The organism is Pseudoalteromonas rhizosphaerae, from assembly GCF_902498845.1.
GTDB lineage: Bacteria > Pseudomonadota > Gammaproteobacteria > Enterobacterales > Alteromonadaceae > Pseudoalteromonas > Pseudoalteromonas rhizosphaerae.
This window is the reverse complement of sequence record NZ_CABVLM010000023.1, coordinates 16347-36519: the sequence shown is the minus strand read 5'-3', so window position 1 is coordinate 36519 and position 20173 is coordinate 16347. Positions and strand designations below refer to the sequence as shown.

The window sequence follows — 20173 nt, the reverse complement described above, 5'->3', positions numbered from 1 at the left end:
ATTTGCTTGGTAACAATAGCGTTTTGGACCCACCTGACCCCATGCCGAACTCAGTAGTGAAACGAAACAGCGCCGATGATAGTGTAGCATTTGCTATGTGAAAGTAGGACATTGCCAGGCTCCAAATTGAGAAAGCCCGACTAGAAATAGTCGGGCTTTTTTACGTTTAAAATGTGAGTTAGCGAGAGTAAAGTTAGCGAGAGTAAAGTTAGCGAGAGTAAAGTTAGCGAACGTTTGACATAGGGCGCGAAAAGTTTATTTTTGTAAAACTCGAAACTCGAAACTCGAAACTCGAAACTCGAAACTCGAAACTCGAAACTCGAAACTCGAAACTCGAAACTCGAAACTCGAAACTCGAAACTCGAAACTCGAAACTCGAAACTCGAAACTCGAAACTCGCAAATTTATTTCCTCTATCAGCTAATGATACCAATCTGCCAAATTATACCAATCTGCCAAATTATGTGATCTAATTAACGCACTGATACTTATCTACTTTTACTAAATTGAACTTAGAAAAATCCAAGCAACTTTTAGCTTTATCACGTAAAGAGCCTAATGCAAGAAAGCGCATACGCCTGCTTGCTGTTTCATTATTCTTTGAGGGTGAAAACAGAACGAATATTGCTAAGCGCCTAAATACAGCGCGCGGCAGTGTCAATAAATGGGTTTCAAACTACCTTAATAATGGCGTTACTGGCTTGAACAACAAACCGATTAAAGGTCGTCCAGCTAAATTAACCTCACAACAACTAAACACACTGTCAGATTATGTAAAACAGTCAGCAAGTTCTTCAGAAGGAGGCAGACTAATGGGGGAAGATATTGCTCAGTATATTTATGACCAGTTCAACATAAGATATCACACCGATCATATTTACAAACTGCTCAAGAAGCGTGGGTTTAGCTGGATCACAAGCCGTTCTAAGCACCCAAAGCAGTCAAAAGAAAGCCAAGAGGCTTTTAAAAAAGTTCCAAGTGGAAACGATCCTTCACACCCCAGGACATCTCCCTTTAGAGCGCATTGATGTTTGGTTTCAAGATGAAGCACGGTTTGGACAACAGAATCAAACAACACGCTTATGGGCTGAAACAGGCTCGAGGCCTCGCGCAACAAAACAACAGCAGTTTGAGTATGGATACTTATTTGGTGCAGTCTGCCCAAGTAATGGTAAAACAGAAGCGCTGATCAGCCCTATCGTCAATAAAGAGGTCATGACGCAACACATGGAATTAATATCAAAAGCCACGGAGGCGGGTTAAGTTTTAAAAACTCGCGCTCCCCAGAAGGAAATGTAAACTCGCACTCTTTATAAGCAACAGGCAAACTAGCGCTGTTTATAAATGATGATAAGTTCTTATACTTCGTAAGTAATAGACAAGTCGGCTTAATCATCATTTGTTGCAATTTCATTGTTGGTTTAATAAGTAAGCTGTGTAAAACTAGCTGGGTTAATTTAGTAAATCAGGTGACATGAATGTCGAATATAAAAGCTTGGAAACTTATCAGTTTATTTTGTTTGGTAAGCTTACTTATGGGCTGTCAATCGAAAGAAGAGCAGTTACAAGAAACAATTAAACAATCTATAGCTAAAGCTGAAGTTGAGTTAGCAGGACTTGGTAGTGCCTTAGATAACGGCTCAATTCGTAATGCCGCTTTATTAAGCGAATATGGCCGTATACTTAGCAATGAAAAGCCAGAGCTAGCTAAAATTGCTGGCGTGCTCGTGCAAGATGCAACTCGAAAAGGCCCGCTTTACTCAGGTTTGCAACAACGCTTAGCTGATATCAAAAGTACTTACCTTATTCCTCCTTACGATGAAACACTGCAAAATATTGATTTGTTGCGAGATGCTGCAAAGCCCGCTTTATTTTCGGATGCTTTGACCGATCCTATTAATATGCTTGCTGATATGTCGGGTGGCTCGCTTGCGCGTGTCGGTGCAATCAGTCAGCAGGCTGAAGGGGTTGGTGAAGGCAACCAGTTAGTCGGCAATCCTAATTATGGTAATTGGCAAACTAACAGTAGCGGTATCAGCTTTTGGCAGTGGTATGGCATGTACCGCATTTTAGGTGATGTATTTGATCGTGTTGAATATGGTAGTTGGAGCAAGCGCCGAAAGTATAGTTATTATAATGATTATGGTCGTGCGCGTTATTCTAGCCCTAAGCAAATTAAAGCACAAACCGCCGTTGAAACACGTACTAAGCAATCGTATCAACGCCAAGGTAAGCAATTCACAAGCCCTTATGCATCTAAAAAAACCGGGGCTTCTGGGTTAAGTCGTAGCAGTTATACACCACCAAAAAGTCGCAGTAGTTACTCCAAAACCAGTAGCTATAGTAAAGACTCGGGATCGGTCAGAAACAGCAATAATAGAACCTCTCGCGGTGTCAGTCGCGGTAAGTAAACGGCTATTTAAAGATTTAGTGTTGGAGTTTAAATAATATGTACGAATTTAATGGAATAACTATGTGGTCACTACAAGCAATCGCGATTGATTTTGCGATTATTATTGCACTGTTTGTGAGCCTTAAATATATCAAAGGTTGGGTATCTAACTTACATGCCAATGATGAGATCACTGAGCGTGATAATTTTGCGTTTGGTATTAGCTTTGCTGCTGGCTTAGTTGCTTTAGCAATTGTGCTGACGGGTGTAAGCAGTGGTGCATTTGCAGTGAGCTTACAGCAAGAAGCATTGCAAATGGCAGCTTATGGTTTGTTAGCTATTGTGCTAATAAAGCTTGGGCACTTTTTTCAAGATAAAGTGGCACTGCGCAAGGTCAGCTTACATGATGAAATAGTGAAGGGTAATGTAACTGCCGCGGTGATTGATTTTGGTCATGTTGTGAGTGTGGCAATCGTGATTCGCTCAGCGCTATTTTGGGTGGCTACAGAAGGCTGGCATGGTTTACCAATCGTTATAGCAGCGTTTATTATTGGTAGCATTGCGTTATTGCTCGTGAGCCAGTATCGCGTACAACTATTTAAGCGTACTAACCGAAGTGGAGATTGCCTACAACAAGCAATTGTTGACGGTAACTTGGCTGTTGGTATTCGCTATGCTGGCTTTTTAATCGGTAGCGCGCTTGCGCTTACTGCGGCTTCAGGTATCGCGCCTTATGCTGCAGATAGCATTAACACCAGCTTGATTTTCTGGGCGATTAGCGCTTTGGTTAGTTTAATTGCATTTATCGTACTGCATTTAATTACGATTAAAATTATCCTTTCAGGTTGCGATATATCAGACGAAGTGAACCGTCAAAAAAATGTGGGTGTAGCAACTATTTCAGCGGCAATCTCGTTTGCTGTGGGTATTACCATGGCAACTCTATTAGGCGCGTAAAACTTGTCACATTCTAAGCAAAGCCCAAGTAAGTACTCCTTACTTGGGCATGATTTTTTATTAATTACTGTTATGGCCATACTCGCTGGGTGTGGCCTTATTTATGAATATCTGCTATCTCATTATGCCGGACGAGTTTTAGGCTCTGTAGAGAGCGCTATTTATGCGATGATAGGCACTATGATCGTAGCTATGGGTATAGGGGCTTTTTTAGCGCGTTGGTTTAAGGATGCCTTTACCGCCTTTGCTTGGCTTGAAAGTCTTATTGCACTTGTTGGTATGGGTTGTATCTTAGCTATAGCCAGCGTTATTGCTGTTAGTTATTCTTTACCGCATATTTTTTCTGACATTTTTAATCTACCCGCGGATGTGGTGCTCAACGGCTATGTTTTTCAAAAACTCCAAGAGTGGTCACGATTCCTACCTTATGTATTTGGCTTATTGTTAGGTCTATTAATCGGTATGGAAATTCCACTTATCGCTCGCATACGTCAGCATGTTTATGGTCGTTTCTTAGAAAATAATGCAGGCACGATCTACGGTGCCGACTATATAGGTGCAGGTATTGGAGCGGCTATTTGGGTTAGCATTATGTTGGCTATGCCAATCATGCAGGCTGCGGCATGGACTGCGCTATTTAATATTATCGCAGGTTTGGCATTCTTATGGCGTTATCATAGCTATGTCCGTTACGCCAAACTATTACTGGTATGTCATATCGCTTTACTGGTGTTATTTGGTTTTATTTTAATGCTTGGTAGTAGCTGGATGAAAGATTTAAGTAATGTGCTTTATAAGGATAAAGTTATTTATTCTGAAGCGACGAAGTATCAGCATCTAGTGTTAACCGAGCGATTGAGCCGCAATCAACCCGATCCAATTACCGATCTTTACTTAAACGGCCGCTTACAGTTTTCTAGCATTGATGAACAAATTTATCATTCAATGTTAGTGTATCCGCCATTATTAGCCTCGAACCGTCACGATAATGTATTGATTATAGGCGGTGGTGATGGGTTAGCACTAAGAGACGTATTGAAGTGGCCTGTTAAAGAAGTCACCTTAATTGATTTAGATGCCCAGTTACTTAGTTTATTTGGTCATGATGACGATGAATTTAATCCTCCGGCAGCTATTCATGAGCGCTTAACTAAACTTAATAAGCACTCAATGGCTGATCCTCGATCGCATATTAAAGTGGGTGATGCTTTTCTTGAAGTAGAGCGGTTACTTGATGAAGGTAAGCGTTTTGATACCATCATTATTGACTTACCTGATCCGAATCATCCCGATTTAAATAAAATGTACAGTGACTATTTTTATAATCATATCCGTCAATTACTAGCCGCAGATGGTGCAATGGCTGTGCAGTCAACTTCGCCTTATCATGCTAAAAAAGCATTTTTAAGTATTGGTAAAACAGTCAAAGCGGCAGGTTTTAAGCATGTTGAGCAATACCAGCAAAATATTCCATCATTTGGACAATGGGGATGGACGATTGCAACCACCACAGGTCAATCTGCAAGTGCGAGAATTAGCGATATAACAAGCTTACCAGTTGCTTCTAGATGGATCAGTAAAAAATATTTATTGGCAGCATTCGTATTCCCCAATCATTATTTTGAACAAATAAATGATATTGAAGTCAATCAATTAGGCTCAGGTACTTTATATGATTATTATCGTAGTGCATGGCAGATAGAAAGCGAATTGTATAAAAATTAATAAATCATGGTTGACATAATATGTCGACCATGCGAATCTTAACTCAGACATAATATGTCAAATGACAAAAGGCAGAGACATGGAATTAAATGAACTTTCAATAAAACTAGCATCTTTTGAAACTGAAGGCGCTAACTTTGAGTCTTTCTTGATTGCCAATCCAGGCGAGCAAGATGTGTTGCAAGTCATAGTAGATGGCAATGATGAGCTTCCTATTTTTGTTACTCAGACACAAGAGCAGCTGTTATGTATTAGCTATTTGTTCGCTGATGAGGAAGTGAAGCCTGAACTACGTGATGAGTTGAATGAAACCTTATTACGTTTGAATGTACCAATCCCGCTGAGTGCATTTGCGAAGATTGATGATAAATATGCGATCTTTGGTGCTTTGTCGGTTAATTCATCGTTTGATGATATTACCCATGAGCTAGTTACTTTAGCTGATAATGCCATCGATGCATTAGAAGCGGTAACCATTTATTTAAACGATTAACAGCTAGCTATTTTAAGTGGAGTTAAGATTATGAGTATTTTAAAAAAGTTATTTACAGCAGTACGTGGCGGCGCGCGTGAAGCGGGCGAAGCAATTGTTGACGCGAATGGTATTCGTATCTTTGAACAAGAAATTGCTGATGCGCAAAACGCGCTGCAGCGTGCTAAAAAAAGCCTAACTGAAGTGATGGCTAAAGAAATGCAAACGAAGCGTAAGATTAGCGCATTAGATGCCTCAATTGCTGAGCACGAAGCGTATGCAGGTCAAGCACTTGAAAAAGGTAATGAACCGTTAGCGCTAGAAATTGCTGAGAAAATTGGCGACTTTGAAGCTGAAAAGGCAGAGCATGATCAAGTGTTAGCTGGTTTTAGCAATCACATTGTAACGTTGAAGCAGCAAGTAAAAGATGCTGAAAAATCGATCAAAGAAAACCAACGTCAGCTTACTATGGTTAAAACCACTGAAAGCGTGCAACAAGCAACAATGGCAGTAAATAGCACACTTAATACTAATAGCTCGTCGATGACGAATGCACGCCAATCACTTGAGCGTATTAAGCAACGTCAACAAGATCGTAGTGACCAGCTTGGTGCTGCTAAAGTACTTGAAGCTGACACTAATGGCGATGATCTTAAAGCTAAAATGGCTGAAGCTGGAATTGGTGATAGCAATCCAAAAAGTGCAGATATCTTAGCGCGTATTAAAGCGAAGCAAAACGGCTAACGCGCAATTACGATTATTAAAAGGTAACTTATTATAAGTTACCTTTTTTGCTTATGAGGCAGTCTATGTTTAACTTCTTTAAGTCTAAAAAAGCCCCTGAACGCCAATTAAATCACCCTAGTGAACTTAAAAAAGGTGATATGTTCACAGTGATTGATTCGTTTGCTTACCCAAGTTGGCTAAAAGGGCAAACATTACGCGTTACCGATGTGCAAACTTATCAATATCAGCACAGTGCAGATTATGAGCTCGTACTTGAAAGTGATGCTGGCAAGGTGGTTTTTTTGCAAATAGAGCGCAGCGATGGTGAAGAGTGGGCGAATTTTTCAATCAAAATCCAACGTGATGAAGTGGATGAAATCTTCACACTGGATGAGTTTGCGCGCATCTTTGACGAAGACGATTTAACCTACTTAGAAGTGAAAAATACACCAGAGCGTTATATGCAGTTTTTAGCTAAAAGCTATCAACAAAGTGAATCACCATTTGTGTGTTATTTTCATAATAAAGATTATCGTAGCCAGCCATTACCACGCTATGAGCAAGAAGGTGGCGAACCATGCGAAATGATTTGCCTTGAGTCGAGCGATGGGAGCCATGGTTTAAACATTGAGATTTGGGATGGTGGAGAAACTGAAGTATCACTCACTTTAACCCGACCAATCACAGACATTGTTGATCTGTTCCCTGGAGATGCGCAGTGAGTAATGCAAAAGATAAATGGTTACGTCAGGAGCAGGCTGTAAGAGCCACGCAAATGGCGTTTGATCTTAGCAGTGAAGTGCAAAAATCGATAAAAAAGCAAGCCATTGATCAAGAGCTAACGCCATCCGATATGATCCGCAAAATTTTATCACTTGAGGTTAAATCAAAAAAAACGCGTCAACGTTTATCATTTAACCTTAATGATGAAGAAATAGCATTACTTGCTGAACGCTTTGGCGTTGCCCCAGATGATAAGCGGGCAGTAAAACAGCAAGTTGCTGAGTTACTGATTGCTCGAACTAGTAAACGCTAGGTTTTGCCTTCTGATTATTAAGCCCTTACACTTAGGGCTTAAATTATCAAATAATGAGTTGTTGTGAATATTATTTTAATCGCCTATCTACTAATTTTTGCTTTGTTTGGCACGGCAGCGAGTTATTTCTTACGGTTTATTTATGCCTATTGGGTTAAAAAGCAGATGCCGATGCATTTTATTTTTAAAGCAGGGATTTGTATTGTGGCGGTCGTGGTAATTTCCGCGCTGATCCCATTATTGGTATAGCGCGGTTGCAGCAGAGCGACTATTTTAGCTCAAACGACTGGCATTGCTGATCAATACATAATGCTTGCACAGGTAAAACCGGTAAACAATCATTTAAACCATTGGTTTTATTATCGGCAGTTTCTTGCTGAGTAATTTGATCCGCTAACTGTTCTGCATTTTCTTGTTGTGTGTGCAAGGTTGAGTACACTACATAGCGGCTTGGACCACCACAGGCGCGTTGGCCTACTTCAAGCACCTTACATTGAAAACTCGCGGTACAGCTATTATCTTGCACCAACTCAGCCAATGCGCTATTTAATTTAGATACATTTGTATTGCCGTTTGCTGGTGTTGAGTCAGAAGTGCTGACACAACCACTGAGGATCAGCAAACTGGCTGTTGTTACTAAAAATTTAGAATATGATGAACGACTCATATTGGTTTCCCTTAATAAACACTTGTCGCAGAGCTTTCTAGTTTAACACATTTATTTTCAATACACTGAGCCGCAGGGGCCGTCAGGTGCTGACAAATACTGATCATCTTGTTCTGTGCATTAAATTGGCTTTCAAGGCTGGTGATCTGCTGAGTTAACTTTTCAACGGCTTGCTCATTGGCCGTTTTATTAGAGTAAACAATATAGCTACTAGGGCCGCCGCACGCACGGCTACCAACCGGTAATACTTTACATTGAGAGCTGTTATCGCAGTTTAGAGCTGCAATTTGTGTCTGTAATTGCTGGTGGACCTTTTTAATGTTATCTCTTGTTGCCGGAACTTCTGTTTGCGGATTTAACTTAGTCGCTTGATTATTTTTAACTAGCGCTGCAGGAGCCGGGCTAAGTTGATTGTTATTCGGGGTCGCAGCATCAGAACAAGCCGATAAACATAACGGCAGTAGAAGCGCGATAATAAATAAGCGCATGATAAACCTTCATAGTGGTGAACAAGTAACCACCATCATACACTTTGCAGATAACACAGCAATAAAAACTATGGCATTCAAAGGTTAAACCCGACGCTAAGGACGGGTTTAATATTTTTATAGCCCGCCTTGGGTTAATTTTGCGGGATTGAGTAAAGTTTCCAGCTCACTACGTGATAGGTCAGTTTCTTGCTCAGCAACATCAAGAATTGGACGGCCATCTTGATATGCTTGTTTGGCAATTTTAGCTGCTTTAGCATAACCAATGACTGGATTAAGCGCGGTCACTAATATGGGGTTTTTGGCGAGTGCTTTGTCGATATTGGTGTGTTTCACTTTAAAGGATCGAATCGCTTTATCAGCTAATGCTTGACTACTATTTGCCAGTAACTCAATACTTTGCAAAATATTGTAAGCTATTACAGGTAACATTACATTGAGTTCGAAGTTACCTGATTGACCTGCAACAGTAATAGTTGCGTCATTACCAATCACTTGTGCACTAACCATGGCTGCCGCTTCAGGGATCACAGGATTTACTTTACCGGGCATAATTGATGAACCGGGTTGCAGTGCTTCAAGTTCGATTTCACCAAGGCCAGCTAGTGGACCTGAATTCATCCAACGTAGGTCGTTTGCTATCTTCATTTGTGCAACAGCGAGCACTTTTAGCTGCCCTGATAAAGCGACAATGGTGTCTTGCGAACCTATGTTATAAAAAAAGTTTTTGCTTGGCACAAAGCGTACACCGACGTTGGCACTGAGATTTTTACAAAATTGCTCAGCAAACAGGGGATCGGCATTTATACCAGTACCAACGGCTGTGCCTCCTTGCGCTAAAGCAGATACCCCTTCAAGGCTATAGCGGATCCCTGCCATTGCACTATCAACTTGGTGTTGCCAAGACCCTAGAGTTTGCGCAAATGTCACTGGCATAGCATCCATCAAATGAGTTCGACCCGTTTTTACGATTTCACCTATTTCTGACTTTTTGCGCTCCAACGTTTGTGATAGCTGATCCAGCGCCGGAAATAGTTCATACACCACGTTAATTACACTGCTTACAGCAATAGTGGTAGGGATCACGTCGTTAGAGCTTTGCCCCATGTTTACGTCGTCGTTGGGATGGATAACCTCATCACCATAACGACTTGCTAAAGTTGCAATCACCTCATTAGCATTCATATTAGTGCTAGTACCTGACCCTGTTTGAAATATATCAATAGGGAAGTGTTCTAAATGTTCGCCATCAATGATCTCTTGGCATGCGCGCTCGATTAACTGTGCTTTATTTTTACTGAGATGACCTAGCTCGTAGTTGCTTTGCGCTGCGGCCTGTTTGATATAAGCAAGAGCGGTAATAAACTGTTTTGGCATTACTAAATCGCTAATGCGAAAGTTATTTACAGCACGTTGAGTTTGCGCTTGATAAAGTGCATCTGTAGGGACTTGTAATTCGCCCATACTATCTGATTCGGTTCTAAATTCGCTCATGAAAACTCCTAGAAAGGGTTAAATTCGTGACTGAGAATACGGGCTTCACGCTCTAGTATCAGGTATTTCTTGATACTATTATGACTTCTATAAAAGCGCTTTAATGCCAGTAACGGTTTATAAAGTTGCTCTAAACATTGTTTGCGAATTGCACAATGGACTAAAGAGTCGCACATTTTGTTGAGGATTTCATGGAAAGTGTGTCTTAGATAGAGTTCTTGCAGCAATAGACTGTGGTTTTTTTCGTAATGACGTGCAGCACTCAGGCCAGCTTCAATGTAATTTGCCACTAAAGCTGGCGCATGTAGCCCAGGTCGCGGGCAAATACATTTCATTTGCTGTTGATAATAAAGCATAGCGTGATGTTCATGCATAAGAAAAACCGATTAGATGTAATGGTAATTATTATCATTACAGTTAATCGGTTTCGGTGCAAGTCACAAATTGTAAATATTGGCGGAAGGTGAGTTTTTTAATTGTAGCCAAGAATAAATATTTGGTCTGTTTCATGTATTAACGCCTGATTTTGTTGATTTGTTTGCGATAGTAAATCAATTACAGTGGCACGTTCATCACAGCCTATTTTATCTGTTACTGGTTTTTCACTTGCCGCAATTGCAGCGTCTAGGGCGGTATAAGGTGATATATACATAATCTTCTCCGTTTGGTTGATTCAATTAGATAAATGCATAACTCATACCATGCTCAATATTTTTTTTATTACTTTGAATTATATAGTTTTTATATAAAATTAATTATTTAATAGCGACATCTGTTGCAAGATTTGCTTTACTAATGGGCATACTTTACCAATCTTGGTGCATCTGTATTGAGATGCTTGGAAATATATATGACGAAACCTTTCTCGCAAGCGTGTGAAAATAATAAAAATCCAATATTAAGCGTCATCACAGCATATTTAGCACAAGTCGAGAGTGTGTTAGAGGTGGGATCAGGTACGGGGCAACACAGCGTGCACTTCGCTGCTAATTTGCCTCACTTACAATGGCATACCAGTGATCGCTTGGTTAATCATAATGGTATTAAACAGTGGCTTGATGAAGCAAAGCTAGATAACTTGCACGCACCAGTAGAGTTAGATCTAAATCGCCCTTGGCCAATAAATACCGTTGATGCTATTTATACTGCTAATACGTTACACATCGTCAGCAAACCGTTAGTTGAGCAATTTTTTACTGGTGTTAATAAGCATTTAGCGTCAAAAGGTCTCGTGTGTATTTATGGCCCATTTAAATACAACGGCAACTTTACCAGTGAAAGTAATCAGCGTTTTGATGAATTTTTAAATCAGCAAGACTGCCAAAGTGGCATTCGTGATTTCGAATGGGTACAGCAATTAGCTGAGCAAGCAGGGTTAATGCTTGTTGATGATATTGCGATGCCTGCTAATAATCAGTTATTGATTTTTAAACGTCATTAGTTATCAATCTTAAAAGGTAATAATTCAGTGCATTGCTGATGATAGATGCGCATATGCTGACGCTCACGTTGTAAGTAATCTGCTATCGCAGGACTAAAAGTAGCATCCATTACGGCATGTACGGAGTGAGTAAATACCGGTGCAAAACCTCGTGCTATTTTATGCTCGCCCTGCGCACCTGAGTGAAAACACTGAAGCTGATATTTAATACAATATTCAATACCTTGGTAATAGCAAAGCTCAAAGTGCAGGCAATCAATTTCTGCTATAGCTCCCCAATAGCGCCCGTATAGTGTGTCATTATTTTTAAAGCTCAGTGTTGCAGCGACCACTTCGTGTTCATGGATGGCATGCATGATCACCAGTTTATCGGCCATTAAGGCGTGTAATAAAATAAAAAAGTCATGATTTAAATAACCCATGTGGCCAGAGCGTTTTAAATAAGTGCGTTGGTAAAATTCGCAAAACTGGCTCATCACAGCTTTAGTTATCTGTTCACCTTGCAGCCATTTAATTCTAATATTTTGCTGGGTTATTTTATTACGTTCTTTTTTCAATACTTTACGTTTTCGTGCGGTTAACTGCGCTAAAAAATCGTCAAAAGTAGCGTAGTTTTGATTTTGCCATTGAAACTGCACGCCAATACGATGCATACCTTGATGTGGTGTGAGTTGAGAGACTTGCTGTTGCGAGCAAAAGTTAATGTGCCAGCCAGACCAACCTTGTTGCTCACATTGAGCTGTTAAAGTCTTTGTTATGTACTGATACACTTGTTCTGGGTGTGAGTGTGCAATCGCAAGGCGTTGACCTTCAATAGGGCTAAACGGTGAGCCAGATAACCACTTAGGGTAATATTCTAAACCATGTTGCTGGTAAGCTTCAGCCCATGCCCAATCAAATACATATTCGCCATAAGAGTGACTTTTTAGATAGCCGGGTGCTAATGCCACCAAAGTATCATTTTGGTAAATGGCTAAATGTTGCGGTTGCCAACCAGACGCGGCTGATACGCATTGGCTTTGTTCTAATGCAAATAAAAATGCATGATCAGTAAATGGATTATCGGCAAAAAACTGCTGCCAAACAGCGGCATCTATTGCACTGATATTGGTTAACCAGCGGTGACTAAATATACTCATTATTTATTGCCCTGCGAGCCTTCAACCTGCTTTATAAACTGTTTTATATAGAGTGCTTGTTCAGTAAAGTAAGGGTTGTAAGTCAGACGTTGAAAGGTTGGAAATGCTGCAATATTTTCTGCAGTACGCTCGCCAATATTAGGTTTTTCGGTCGTTTTACATTGCTTATACAAAGTATCATCATCGAGGTAACTGCCGCAATTGCGATAAGCGCCAGCAATACCGTAGTAAGGGTTATCAGGTGAGTTAACTACGGCAATATGAGAAATACCATGAATGTTTTTACAGGTTGCATTTTTGCACTGTGGATTTAATACCCTGTAGTCTTTTGGAAAATCACTGGTAATGGTTGTTTTATCACCGTAATAAACCAAAGTATCTAAGCTATTTGCAGGGCGTATCTTTACATCATGTAAGGCGCTTAACAATAGCAGCGATGCACGGGTATCAATGGTGGTATCTATATCACTCATCACTGAAAAAATAGCTAAGTTTGGTAATTGACGCTCGATTAGTTCTGGTAACGCGATGGAGCGCATAGCATCATCGGCTGCGGTTGCTGCATTAAATGGAAACGACTCATATTTAGCAAAATCAATATCGGCGTCTTTATCTATCCAATTCACAAAGGGAATACGGTCAATCCACTTCGCCAGCCAACCATTTTTATTGTGTGGTTCAGTGGCGGGCGAAAATAGCATCAGTGCAGTTATTTTTGGGTCAACGGGCTCGACAGTTAAATAATTAAGTAATAGGGCTGCACCTGTAGAGTAGCCAACTAAAATCACCTGTTCAAAATCTTTTATAGTGCGTTTAATTGCATAGTCTGTAGCTTGCTGCAATTGTCTGGTATTAATACTACTTAGTGCATTAGCTGCGGTGCCATGGCCTGGTAACAACAAAGTACGTACGGTATAGCCTTGTTGAAAGTAAATTTTTGCCAAGTCATGATAGGTAAATGGAGAGTCGGTAAGCCCATGAATTAATAGAACCGCTTTGTGGTTGTTATTTTGGCGTAACTCAAATGGCGCTATAAGATCAACAATATTAGGGGGGCTAGTGCGTTGCTGTTGTTTAACTAAAAGCTGATAGGTATCAGTTAAAATAGGGCAAGGCATTGATGCGCGCGGGTTTGCCGCTAAAATATGTTGGTATGCAAAGCTTAAATAATCACTAAATGCTTGCTCACTATGATAGGAAAAATCCGTCTTAGCATTGCTTTTTTCAAACCGTAATAAGCCCTGTTTTTTGCTGTTCATAATATAGTTTAAATCAGTTAACTGAGTAACGCAGTTGGTTTGGCTGATAGCAAGGCTAGAGGTTGTTAATAAAGTGAGAGTTAGTAATATTCCATTAAGACTCATAAACATCTACATAATTGATTAGGCACTCGGTTAGCTTATCGAGTTCGAGGGGTTTTGCAAGATGCTGATTAAAACCAATTGCTAAGGCATTGGCTTTATCCTCAGGCATTACATCAGCGGTTAAGGCAATGATGGGTAATTGTTCAGTACTTTTAATTTGACGTATCAAGGCGGTGGCTTGGTAACCGTCCATAATAGGCATTTGGCAATCCATTAACACTAAATCGAAGTCATTTATTTTAACTTGCTCTACTGCTAATTCGCCATTTTCAACCAGTGTTGGGGTGATCCCCAAAGAGCTAAGCATTGCTTTTATTACTAATTGATTGACGCTGTTATCTTCTGCAACCAGTATCTTTAGTTTGCTTAAATCAACATGCTGTTGTGTGTGCTTTGCCGTTACTTGTTGCGCAGCACAGGTATTTAACTCGACAGACAGGGTAAATGTGGAGCCTTTACCTGGCTCGCTTTGTACGCTGATATCTCCAGACATTAGCAAACTAAGTTCTTTTGCGATTGTTAAACCAAGCCCGGTGCCACCAAACTTGCGTGATGTGGAATTATCAGCTTGGGTGAATGCATCAAATAATTTACTTTGCTCTGATGGCGCAATGCCGATACCAGAGTCCTTAATAGCCAAGGTAATTTGCCTACGTTTATCGGTAATCTCCTTACAGTATGCGCTGACACTTACTTCACCTTCGCAGGTAAACTTGATGGCGTTACTACACAGGTTTAATAAAATTTGCTCAATTCGCATAACATCACCTTCAAACCAAATATCAGTTGGTAATTGGTTATCAACTTTCCAGTGAATGCCTTTTTGTTCAGCGCTTTGTTCGAACATACTGCTAATCCGGGCAATAAGAGCATTTAAATCAAAAGGAGCGACTTCCAAGGTGAGCTTTTGTGATTCAATTTTAGAGATATCGAGTACATCATTGATTAAACTTAACAATGATTTAGAAGCTAAATTAATTTTATTTAGATAACCGATGAGAACTTCAGCGCTATCTTCACTTTTAGCTAAGGTTGAAAAACCGATCACTGCATTAAGCGGCGTACGAATTTCATGACTCATATTGGCTAAAAACCGGCTTTTAGCTTGATTCGCTAAATCAGATTGCTTTTTAGCTCTGACAAGCGAGCGAGTACGTTCCGCTACTAAGCGCGATAGAGCAATATGTTGATGATTAAATAACAGTAATACCAGTAAAATAAGTGAGCTTACAATGACCTGTAGAATAATTAAAAAGAGTGTCATGTGATTAGTTTGATGCGGTAGAAACTCATCTTTAATCGTTAAATCAACTAGCCATGTTTGCCCTGCAAAATTAATCGTGATGGTTGTAAGCTTATTGCTTTTGGTCGGCACATTTTCGGCGTTTGAATAAAACGGGTTGGTAGCATTGGCTTCATAAATAGCGATATTAAACATCTTATTTTGTGCTTGCGTAAGCGATTGAGCAAGTATGTTTTCCACTAAAAATACACCTGTTGCGTAGCCTTTAATTGAGGCAACTTCATTATTTTGTTGATACACCGGAGCAAATAATAAATAAGCGGGCTCAGGTTGTTGTGCTTGCACTAATTGAATTATTTTAGTGCCTACAGGGCGATTTTTGATGCGTGGGTCGAGTAAAGTCTCACGGCGATCTTTACGAGAATTGAGGTTAAAACCAATAGCGGATTGATTTTCTGAAAAAGGGGCGATATAGGTAATAATCACTAATGGATCGTCGTTTGATAATGGCGCTCCTTTAATACTCGGATCAAAGTTATATGAATTATAAATTTCATCGAGCTGCTTGTTAAAATCACTGACCTGAGCTGGGGGAATTTTGCGATTCCATGAAAATGCTTTAATAAATGAATGCTCAGCCAGTAATTGGGCACTGTAGCTATCAAACTCTTGCTGACTTAAAGTTGGTGTTGATTGAATTTGGCTCGCAAGGCTTTGTACGGTTATTTGGCTAAGATTTAAATTGCGCAGTAAACTGTTTTCAATGATAGATGTTTCACGCTTGGCAATTTGTATCGCATTTGAATATGTCTCTTGGTTGTATAGTTTAGTGGTTAAGGCGACAGAGACGAATAATACCGAGCAGACTGCGATGGTTGGCAATGGGGTGACGTAGTGTCGTTTAAATTTAGGCTGTAGTAAGGCCAATAAAAAGGGGGTTGCGATCAGCACACCGAGTGAGTCACCTAACCACCAATAAGTAACATTTTTCCAGTGATTTTCAATGCTGTAGGCGGGATTAAATTGACTTAAAGCATAGACTCCAATATTGGCCGATATGAGGCTGACGACAATACCGACGATAAAAATAAAATAAATAATCGATTGGCGTTGTTTTAAATACAGCGGATGGCCTAGCCAGTACTTTAAAAGAGCAGCGCCAATCATGCCTTGTAGCACGGCGCCTAAGCCGATTAGCAGTACTTGTTCTAGCGTATTGCCAATTAAAACCTGATCAGTGATCGGGTTATCACCGGTACTTAAATTAAAGGCGACAGAGGCAATAAATAATGCCGGTATAAAACGCCACCACCAGATAAAACAGCCAACTAAGGCAATACCAGCAGGGAGCCAAATAGGGATGACTTGTGATTGAAAGGCAAAATTAGTTAATAACTTACCAGTTGCAAAATAAGCAACAGCAAACGATATGTAAAAAACAAAAGAACTGGATGTTGAACGAAAAATCTTCACATGCATCCTTGTTAAATATTATTTTTATAATGATATTTCAGTATAGCGAATCGGCACTAAATAGTATTATTTTTTAAAGTGGTAGCTGCCTTTTGCTAAATGTTTGCTTTAAAACCACTGTAGACTCAATGTTAGCAATACAATCAATACTCCCAAGCTTATATTTAACAAAACTTTCGTAGCTTTCTAAATCGGTAGCAATAATCTTCAATAAGTAATCATAGCTTCCTGATATGACAGAGCACTCCAGTACATGATTCAGTTTTTCCACGTGTTCTTCAAACATATTTGCCGCACTGGCGGAATTCTGGCTCAACCGCACAAACGCATAGACCAGCACTTTTAACCCGAGTGCGCGTGGGTTTAAGGCTGCGTGATAGCCAGTGATCACCTTACTTGCTTCAAGTTTTTTTATACGCCTTAAGCAAGGGGTATCCGATAAGCTTACAGTTGTTGCAAGTTCTGATACAGAGGTACGCGCATTGCTTTGTAACAACGTTAGTAATTGTTGATCTTTTTTATCTAAACTCATAATTACGACAATAAATTGCATTTAATAGTGATTATAGAGTGAATATCACTAATTGTATGGATTTTTATTAGTGGTTTTGCTGATTTGTGCTCTATGTTATCTGTTAACATTAATGCAATAAACTTTGGTGTGGAGTAATATCTGTGAGTAATAATACCCAGGCATTTGATGAGTGGCTCAGAACCCGCTTTGTAGAAATTAATAGTCAACTAGAGGCTATCTATTGGCAACAAGAAGATAAAGCTAACGTAGAATTTGTCGGGGAGCAATTTAAGCATCAGTTAGAGGCTGAGGGTAATGCGCATATTCGTAAGTTACTAGCAGAAGGCAATACTGACGAAGGGTTTGATCGTGCGTTTGATTTACTTGGCAATGTAGGATTATTTATGGCGGCTTGTCGACGCCATGAGATCACTGAACCATCGCGCGAAACAACCTCGCCTTTAGTCGAGGCCTCGGCACTAGCTATGCATATTGGTGCATCAATAGGGGTTACTCCGCGCTTTGCGACGGCTCATTTAACCACCCATAATAAGGCTATTAATGGCCTTTATAAGCGCTTTACGGATCTGCCAGATGAAAAATTATTCATTGATTACAATACCAAAGGGATTTTAGCCTATAAGCGAGCAGCTGATGCATTATTAAAAATTCAGCCATTAGGTATTTCGCATCCGCTATGCGGTGATTTACTTAAAGTTGCCAAGCAGGCGTTGGTCGATGTGATTGAATCGAATACGGCTTTATATAATCAGTTAGACACCGAGCGATTCTTTTTCTGTGTACGTCCTTACTATAAGCCGTATCGGGTTGGCAAAGAGGTTTACCGTGGAGCCAATGCGGGAGATTTTGCCGGAATTAACGTTATAGATATGCTGTTAGGTTTATGCTTTGCCAACGAACCGAGTTATTCACAAATGCTGGTGGATAAATTTTTATATATGATGCCTGAAGATCAGCAAATTCTGCGAGAGTCTATGCGTATGCCAAGCATAATGGATGACTTTTTAGCGGCAGGAGATACCCGCCATAGCTCGTGGTTTAAAACCAATGCCAAGTTGTTTATACAAGTATGTAAGCTGCATGGCGATACTGCAATAGGTCATCATAATCAACTGGTTAGTAAGTTTATAGCTCAGCCAGCTCAACACATGCAACAGCAACATATGAATAAAGTAACTGCCAGCGGTCCGCCATTGCATGTGTTATTGGATTCTCTTGAACAATTAAGAGATCGTCGAGCAGCAGCAAAGCGTGATGATATAAGAACTCGTTATGATGATTTAGCACAATTAAAGCAATGGGTGAGTAATTAATATGTACAAAGATGACTTTAATCTTGCGGCAGGCTGTTACTTGCTAAATCACTCTGTTGGCCGTGCACTGAAAAGCAGCCAAGATGATTTTAACCAGCATTTTTTTGCTCCTTGGCAAGCGAGTAATAAAGAGCCATGGCAACAGTGGCTGCCAGCCATTGAGCGCTTTACTCAGGCGCTCAGTACATTGTTTAATTCACCGAGCAGGCAATTTTGCCCACAAGTAAATTTATCGAGCGCTTTAACAAAGTTAGTTATGTCGCATCCTCGCTTACAGCAAGCTAATTGTAAGGTGTTGATGGCGCAAAGTGACTTTCCTAGCATGGGGTTTGCAATGCAAAAAGCGCTGGCTAGTAGCGCTGAAATAAAGTTTATTCCTGAACACGTAGATTTAACTGATAGCGTGCAATGGCAACAATATATTCAAGCAGATATTGATTTAGTATTTATCAGTCACGCTTATTCAAATACTGGCCAGCAAGCGCCCGTAGCTGAAATTACGCAACTGTGTAAGCACGCAGGCTGTTTGAGTCTTGTTGATGTGGCGCAGTCAGCTGGTGTATTACCTCTAGATTTAAGCCAAGTTGATGCTGATTTTATGATTGGTTCCAGCGTTAAGTGGTTATGCTCAGGTCCAGGTGCGGCGTATTTATGGGTAAGCCAAGCGCAATTAAATGTGTGCGAACCACAAGATGTAGGGTGGTTTTCACATCAAAATCCATTTGAGTTTGATATTCATCACTTTGCTTATCATGATAGCGCATTGCGTTTTTGGGGCGGCACTCCATCGATTGCGCCATTTGTACTCGCCGGGCATAGCATTGGTTACTTTGCTAAATTAGGTGTTGCAACAGTGCGAGCGCACAACTTGGCGCTACTTGAACAATTAAGTGCAGAGTTTAGGCCATATTTGGTGTCACCAACAACGCCAGAAAAATGCAGCGGTACAGCTATTTTAAATTTTGGCGAGCAACAGCCGGCGGTATTAAGCGCACTGTCTCAGGCGAACATAAGTGTCGATGCGCGAGCATATGGGGTGCGAGTTTCACCGCATATTTATAACAACAGTAGTGATATAGCACAGCTAATAAAAGTGGTTAAACAAACCCTAAGCTAAATTTATTGGCTTAGTTGCGTTTTAAACGCCTTTAACGCATCAATTTGTTGCTGATACTGCTTTATTTTCGGCTCAATGCGTTGCTCAGCTTGTGCTGTTCGTTTTGCTATCGCATCAGCAATTGAGTTTGCTCCCATTTTATTTGCAGAGTCTTGCGTCATATAGTTTATTTTGGTTTTTTGTTCTGCAAGAGTATCTTGAAGTTGCTTTATTTCTCGTTGATAAACTGCAATTTCACGATCAATTTTTTGCATCGCAACATAACTATCTACAGACTCCATGATATCTTTGCTTTGTTGGGTATTAGCTGCTTGGGTCACATTAGTTGGTGGAATTTTGATTTCTTTAGCATCGTCACCACAAGGTAGTTGACTAAAGGTAGCCACGCCATCAACCGTGCATTGGTAAGCAGCCGTAGCCACAGCTGCTGGTGGTATCAGCATCGCTACGGCACACACCATTGTTAACTGAAGTTGTCGCAAGTACACTTATTAATCCCTAAATTCGCATTAAAATATCCAGTGCTGCTAGTTTAACAAGTTTGTTAATTTGAATCGCCAATTAATCGTTGCGATTTTATCAGTGAATTTA

At 40.3% G+C, this 20173-nt stretch carries 23 protein-coding genes and 1 rRNA gene; 14 read left to right on the top strand and 10 right to left on the bottom strand.

All coding sequences use genetic code 11. The features are described from left to right. Positions 1–5 precede the first annotated feature (5 nt). From rrf to PSR9079_RS22475, 11 genes are all read left to right on the top strand, one after another. A 5S ribosomal RNA gene (gene rrf, locus PSR9079_RS22530) occupies positions 6–120 on the top strand. Positions 121–506: 386 nt separating this feature from the next. Further along, positions 507–1028 carry a helix-turn-helix domain-containing protein gene (locus PSR9079_RS22520; RefSeq protein ID WP_149983358.1) on the top strand — a complete coding sequence of 174 codons (522 nt, stop codon included), beginning with the start codon at positions 507–509 and terminating at the stop codon, positions 1026–1028. Further along, a complete protein-coding gene (locus tag PSR9079_RS22515; RefSeq protein WP_149983357.1) occupies positions 979–1263 on the top strand; it encodes a transposase in 285 nt (94 codons plus the stop codon). Before PSR9079_RS22520 ends, PSR9079_RS22515 begins: the two co-directional genes overlap by 50 nt. A gap of 215 nt (positions 1264–1478) precedes the next feature. Beyond that, positions 1479–2411, top strand: a complete 933-nt coding sequence (locus PSR9079_RS22510) for a CHAD domain-containing protein (RefSeq protein WP_145242697.1) — start codon at positions 1479–1481, stop codon at positions 2409–2411. Between the two features lie 38 nt (positions 2412–2449). Next, positions 2450–3349 (top strand): DUF350 domain-containing protein, encoded by a 900-nt coding sequence (locus tag PSR9079_RS22505; RefSeq protein ID WP_145242699.1) that lies wholly within the window; start codon positions 2450–2452, stop codon positions 3347–3349. Between the two features lie 3 nt (positions 3350–3352). Then, complete coding sequence (locus PSR9079_RS22500; RefSeq protein ID WP_149983356.1) at positions 3353–5074, top strand: polyamine aminopropyltransferase; 1722 nt, start codon at positions 3353–3355, stop codon at positions 5072–5074. Positions 5075–5153: 79 nt separating this feature from the next. Next, positions 5154–5567, top strand: a complete 414-nt coding sequence (locus PSR9079_RS22495; RefSeq protein WP_145242701.1) for a YjfI family protein — start codon at positions 5154–5156, stop codon at positions 5565–5567. A gap of 30 nt (positions 5568–5597) precedes the next feature. Continuing rightward, positions 5598–6290: a PspA/IM30 family protein gene (locus PSR9079_RS22490; protein ID WP_145242702.1), complete on the top strand. Its 693-nt coding sequence runs from the start codon at positions 5598–5600 to the stop codon at positions 6288–6290. Positions 6291–6355: 65 nt separating this feature from the next. Then, the gene (locus tag PSR9079_RS22485; RefSeq protein ID WP_149983355.1) at positions 6356–6994 is read left to right on the top strand and encodes a hypothetical protein; all 639 of its coding nucleotides are present in this window, start codon (positions 6356–6358) and stop codon (positions 6992–6994) included. Next, positions 6991–7308, top strand: a complete 318-nt coding sequence (locus PSR9079_RS22480; protein WP_145242704.1) for a hypothetical protein — start codon at positions 6991–6993, stop codon at positions 7306–7308. The genes PSR9079_RS22485 and PSR9079_RS22480 overlap by 4 nt, the downstream gene beginning before the upstream one ends. A gap of 63 nt (positions 7309–7371) precedes the next feature. Further along, positions 7372–7557: a hypothetical protein gene (locus PSR9079_RS22475; RefSeq protein WP_145242705.1), complete on the top strand. Its 186-nt coding sequence runs from the start codon at positions 7372–7374 to the stop codon at positions 7555–7557. Positions 7558–7576: 19 nt separating this feature from the next. On the opposite strand, the gene PSR9079_RS22470 is transcribed toward PSR9079_RS22475, so the two are convergent. The 5 genes from PSR9079_RS22470 to PSR9079_RS22450 form a co-directional block, all read right to left on the bottom strand. Beyond that, positions 7577–7975 (bottom strand): hypothetical protein, encoded by a 399-nt coding sequence (locus PSR9079_RS22470; RefSeq protein ID WP_145242706.1) that lies wholly within the window; start codon positions 7973–7975, stop codon positions 7577–7579. Between the two features lie 11 nt (positions 7976–7986). Beyond that, positions 7987–8463, bottom strand: coding sequence for a hypothetical protein (locus tag PSR9079_RS22465; RefSeq protein ID WP_149983354.1), 477 nt, complete (start codon positions 8461–8463; stop codon positions 7987–7989). Positions 8464–8580: 117 nt separating this feature from the next. Further along, positions 8581–9957, bottom strand: a complete 1377-nt coding sequence (locus PSR9079_RS22460; RefSeq protein WP_149983353.1) for a class II fumarate hydratase — start codon at positions 9955–9957, stop codon at positions 8581–8583. An 8-nt stretch (positions 9958–9965) separates the two neighbouring features. Beyond that, complete coding sequence (locus PSR9079_RS22455; RefSeq protein ID WP_246175642.1) at positions 9966–10331, bottom strand: hypothetical protein; 366 nt, start codon at positions 10329–10331, stop codon at positions 9966–9968. A gap of 98 nt (positions 10332–10429) precedes the next feature. Next, positions 10430–10609, bottom strand: a complete 180-nt coding sequence (locus tag PSR9079_RS22450) for a hypothetical protein (RefSeq protein WP_145242712.1) — start codon at positions 10607–10609, stop codon at positions 10430–10432. 198 nt (positions 10610–10807) lie between these two features. Between PSR9079_RS22450 and PSR9079_RS22445 the strand changes: the two genes are divergently transcribed. Beyond that, positions 10808–11398 (top strand): DUF938 domain-containing protein, encoded by a 591-nt coding sequence (locus tag PSR9079_RS22445; protein ID WP_149983352.1) that lies wholly within the window; start codon positions 10808–10810, stop codon positions 11396–11398. Here PSR9079_RS22445 and PSR9079_RS22440 read toward each other — a convergent pair. The 4 genes from PSR9079_RS22440 to PSR9079_RS22425 all read right to left on the bottom strand — a co-directional run bounded on the left by PSR9079_RS22440 (position 11395) and on the right by PSR9079_RS22425 (position 17149). Then, complete coding sequence (locus tag PSR9079_RS22440) at positions 11395–12537, bottom strand: GNAT family N-acetyltransferase (RefSeq protein WP_149983351.1); 1143 nt, start codon at positions 12535–12537, stop codon at positions 11395–11397. The two genes, PSR9079_RS22445 and PSR9079_RS22440, sit on opposite strands and share 4 nt — an antisense overlap. Beyond that, complete coding sequence (locus PSR9079_RS22435) at positions 12537–13901, bottom strand: alpha/beta hydrolase (RefSeq protein ID WP_149983350.1); 1365 nt, start codon at positions 13899–13901, stop codon at positions 12537–12539. The genes PSR9079_RS22440 and PSR9079_RS22435 overlap by 1 nt, the downstream gene beginning before the upstream one ends. Next, on the bottom strand, positions 13891–16617 hold the full coding sequence (locus tag PSR9079_RS22430) for a CHASE domain-containing protein (protein ID WP_149983349.1): 2727 nt from the start codon (positions 16615–16617) through the stop codon (positions 13891–13893). Before PSR9079_RS22430 ends, PSR9079_RS22435 begins: the two co-directional genes overlap by 11 nt. Before the next feature lie 73 nt (positions 16618–16690). Then, entirely contained in the window at positions 16691–17149 is a 459-nt protein-coding gene (locus PSR9079_RS22425; RefSeq protein WP_149983348.1) for an Lrp/AsnC family transcriptional regulator, read from the bottom strand. Between the two features lie 143 nt (positions 17150–17292). On the opposite strand from PSR9079_RS22425, the gene PSR9079_RS22420 reads away from it, so the two are divergent. Beyond that, positions 17293–18465 carry a PrnB family protein gene (locus tag PSR9079_RS22420; protein WP_149983347.1) on the top strand — a complete coding sequence of 391 codons (1173 nt, stop codon included), beginning with the start codon at positions 17293–17295 and terminating at the stop codon, positions 18463–18465. Position 18466: 1 nt separating this feature from the next. Then, positions 18467–19582 (top strand): aminotransferase class V-fold PLP-dependent enzyme, encoded by a 1116-nt coding sequence (locus PSR9079_RS22415; protein ID WP_149983346.1) that lies wholly within the window; start codon positions 18467–18469, stop codon positions 19580–19582. A 2-nt stretch (positions 19583–19584) separates the two neighbouring features. Here PSR9079_RS22415 and PSR9079_RS22410 read toward each other — a convergent pair whose 3' ends face one another. Further along, positions 19585–20070, bottom strand: coding sequence for a DUF4124 domain-containing protein (locus tag PSR9079_RS22410; RefSeq protein WP_246175641.1), 486 nt, complete (start codon positions 20068–20070; stop codon positions 19585–19587). Positions 20071–20173: the final 103 nt, after the last annotated feature.

Excerpts from the sequence above, each read along its gene's own strand:
- PSR9079_RS22490 (WP_145242702.1), top strand. The coding sequence starts at position 5,598 with ATGAGTATTTTAAAAAAGTTATTTACAGCAGTACGTGGCGGCGCGCGT.
- PSR9079_RS22445 (WP_149983352.1), top strand. The coding sequence starts at position 10,808 with ATGACGAAACCTTTCTCGCAAGCGTGTGAAAATAATAAAAATCCAATA.
- PSR9079_RS22460 (WP_149983353.1), bottom strand. The coding sequence starts at position 9,957 with ATGAGCGAATTTAGAACCGAATCAGATAGTATGGGCGAATTACAAGTC.
- PSR9079_RS22495 (WP_145242701.1), top strand. The coding sequence starts at position 5,154 with ATGGAATTAAATGAACTTTCAATAAAACTAGCATCTTTTGAAACTGAA.
- PSR9079_RS22465 (WP_149983354.1), bottom strand. The coding sequence starts at position 8,463 with ATGCGCTTATTTATTATCGCGCTTCTACTGCCGTTATGTTTATCGGCT.
- PSR9079_RS22455 (WP_246175642.1), bottom strand. The coding sequence starts at position 10,331 with ATGCATGAACATCACGCTATGCTTTATTATCAACAGCAAATGAAATGT.
- PSR9079_RS22510 (WP_145242697.1), top strand. The coding sequence starts at position 1,479 with ATGTCGAATATAAAAGCTTGGAAACTTATCAGTTTATTTTGTTTGGTA.
- PSR9079_RS22470 (WP_145242706.1), bottom strand. The coding sequence starts at position 7,975 with ATGAGTCGTTCATCATATTCTAAATTTTTAGTAACAACAGCCAGTTTG.
- PSR9079_RS22440 (WP_149983351.1), bottom strand. The coding sequence starts at position 12,537 with ATGAGTATATTTAGTCACCGCTGGTTAACCAATATCAGTGCAATAGAT.
- PSR9079_RS22450 (WP_145242712.1), bottom strand. The coding sequence starts at position 10,609 with ATGTATATATCACCTTATACCGCCCTAGACGCTGCAATTGCGGCAAGT.
- PSR9079_RS22415 (WP_149983346.1), top strand. The coding sequence starts at position 18,467 with ATGTACAAAGATGACTTTAATCTTGCGGCAGGCTGTTACTTGCTAAAT.
- PSR9079_RS22485 (WP_149983355.1), top strand. The coding sequence starts at position 6,356 with ATGTTTAACTTCTTTAAGTCTAAAAAAGCCCCTGAACGCCAATTAAAT.
- PSR9079_RS22435 (WP_149983350.1), bottom strand. The coding sequence starts at position 13,901 with ATGAGTCTTAATGGAATATTACTAACTCTCACTTTATTAACAACCTCT.
- PSR9079_RS22425 (WP_149983348.1), bottom strand. The coding sequence starts at position 17,149 with ATGAGTTTAGATAAAAAAGATCAACAATTACTAACGTTGTTACAAAGC.
- PSR9079_RS22505 (WP_145242699.1), top strand. The coding sequence starts at position 2,450 with ATGTACGAATTTAATGGAATAACTATGTGGTCACTACAAGCAATCGCG.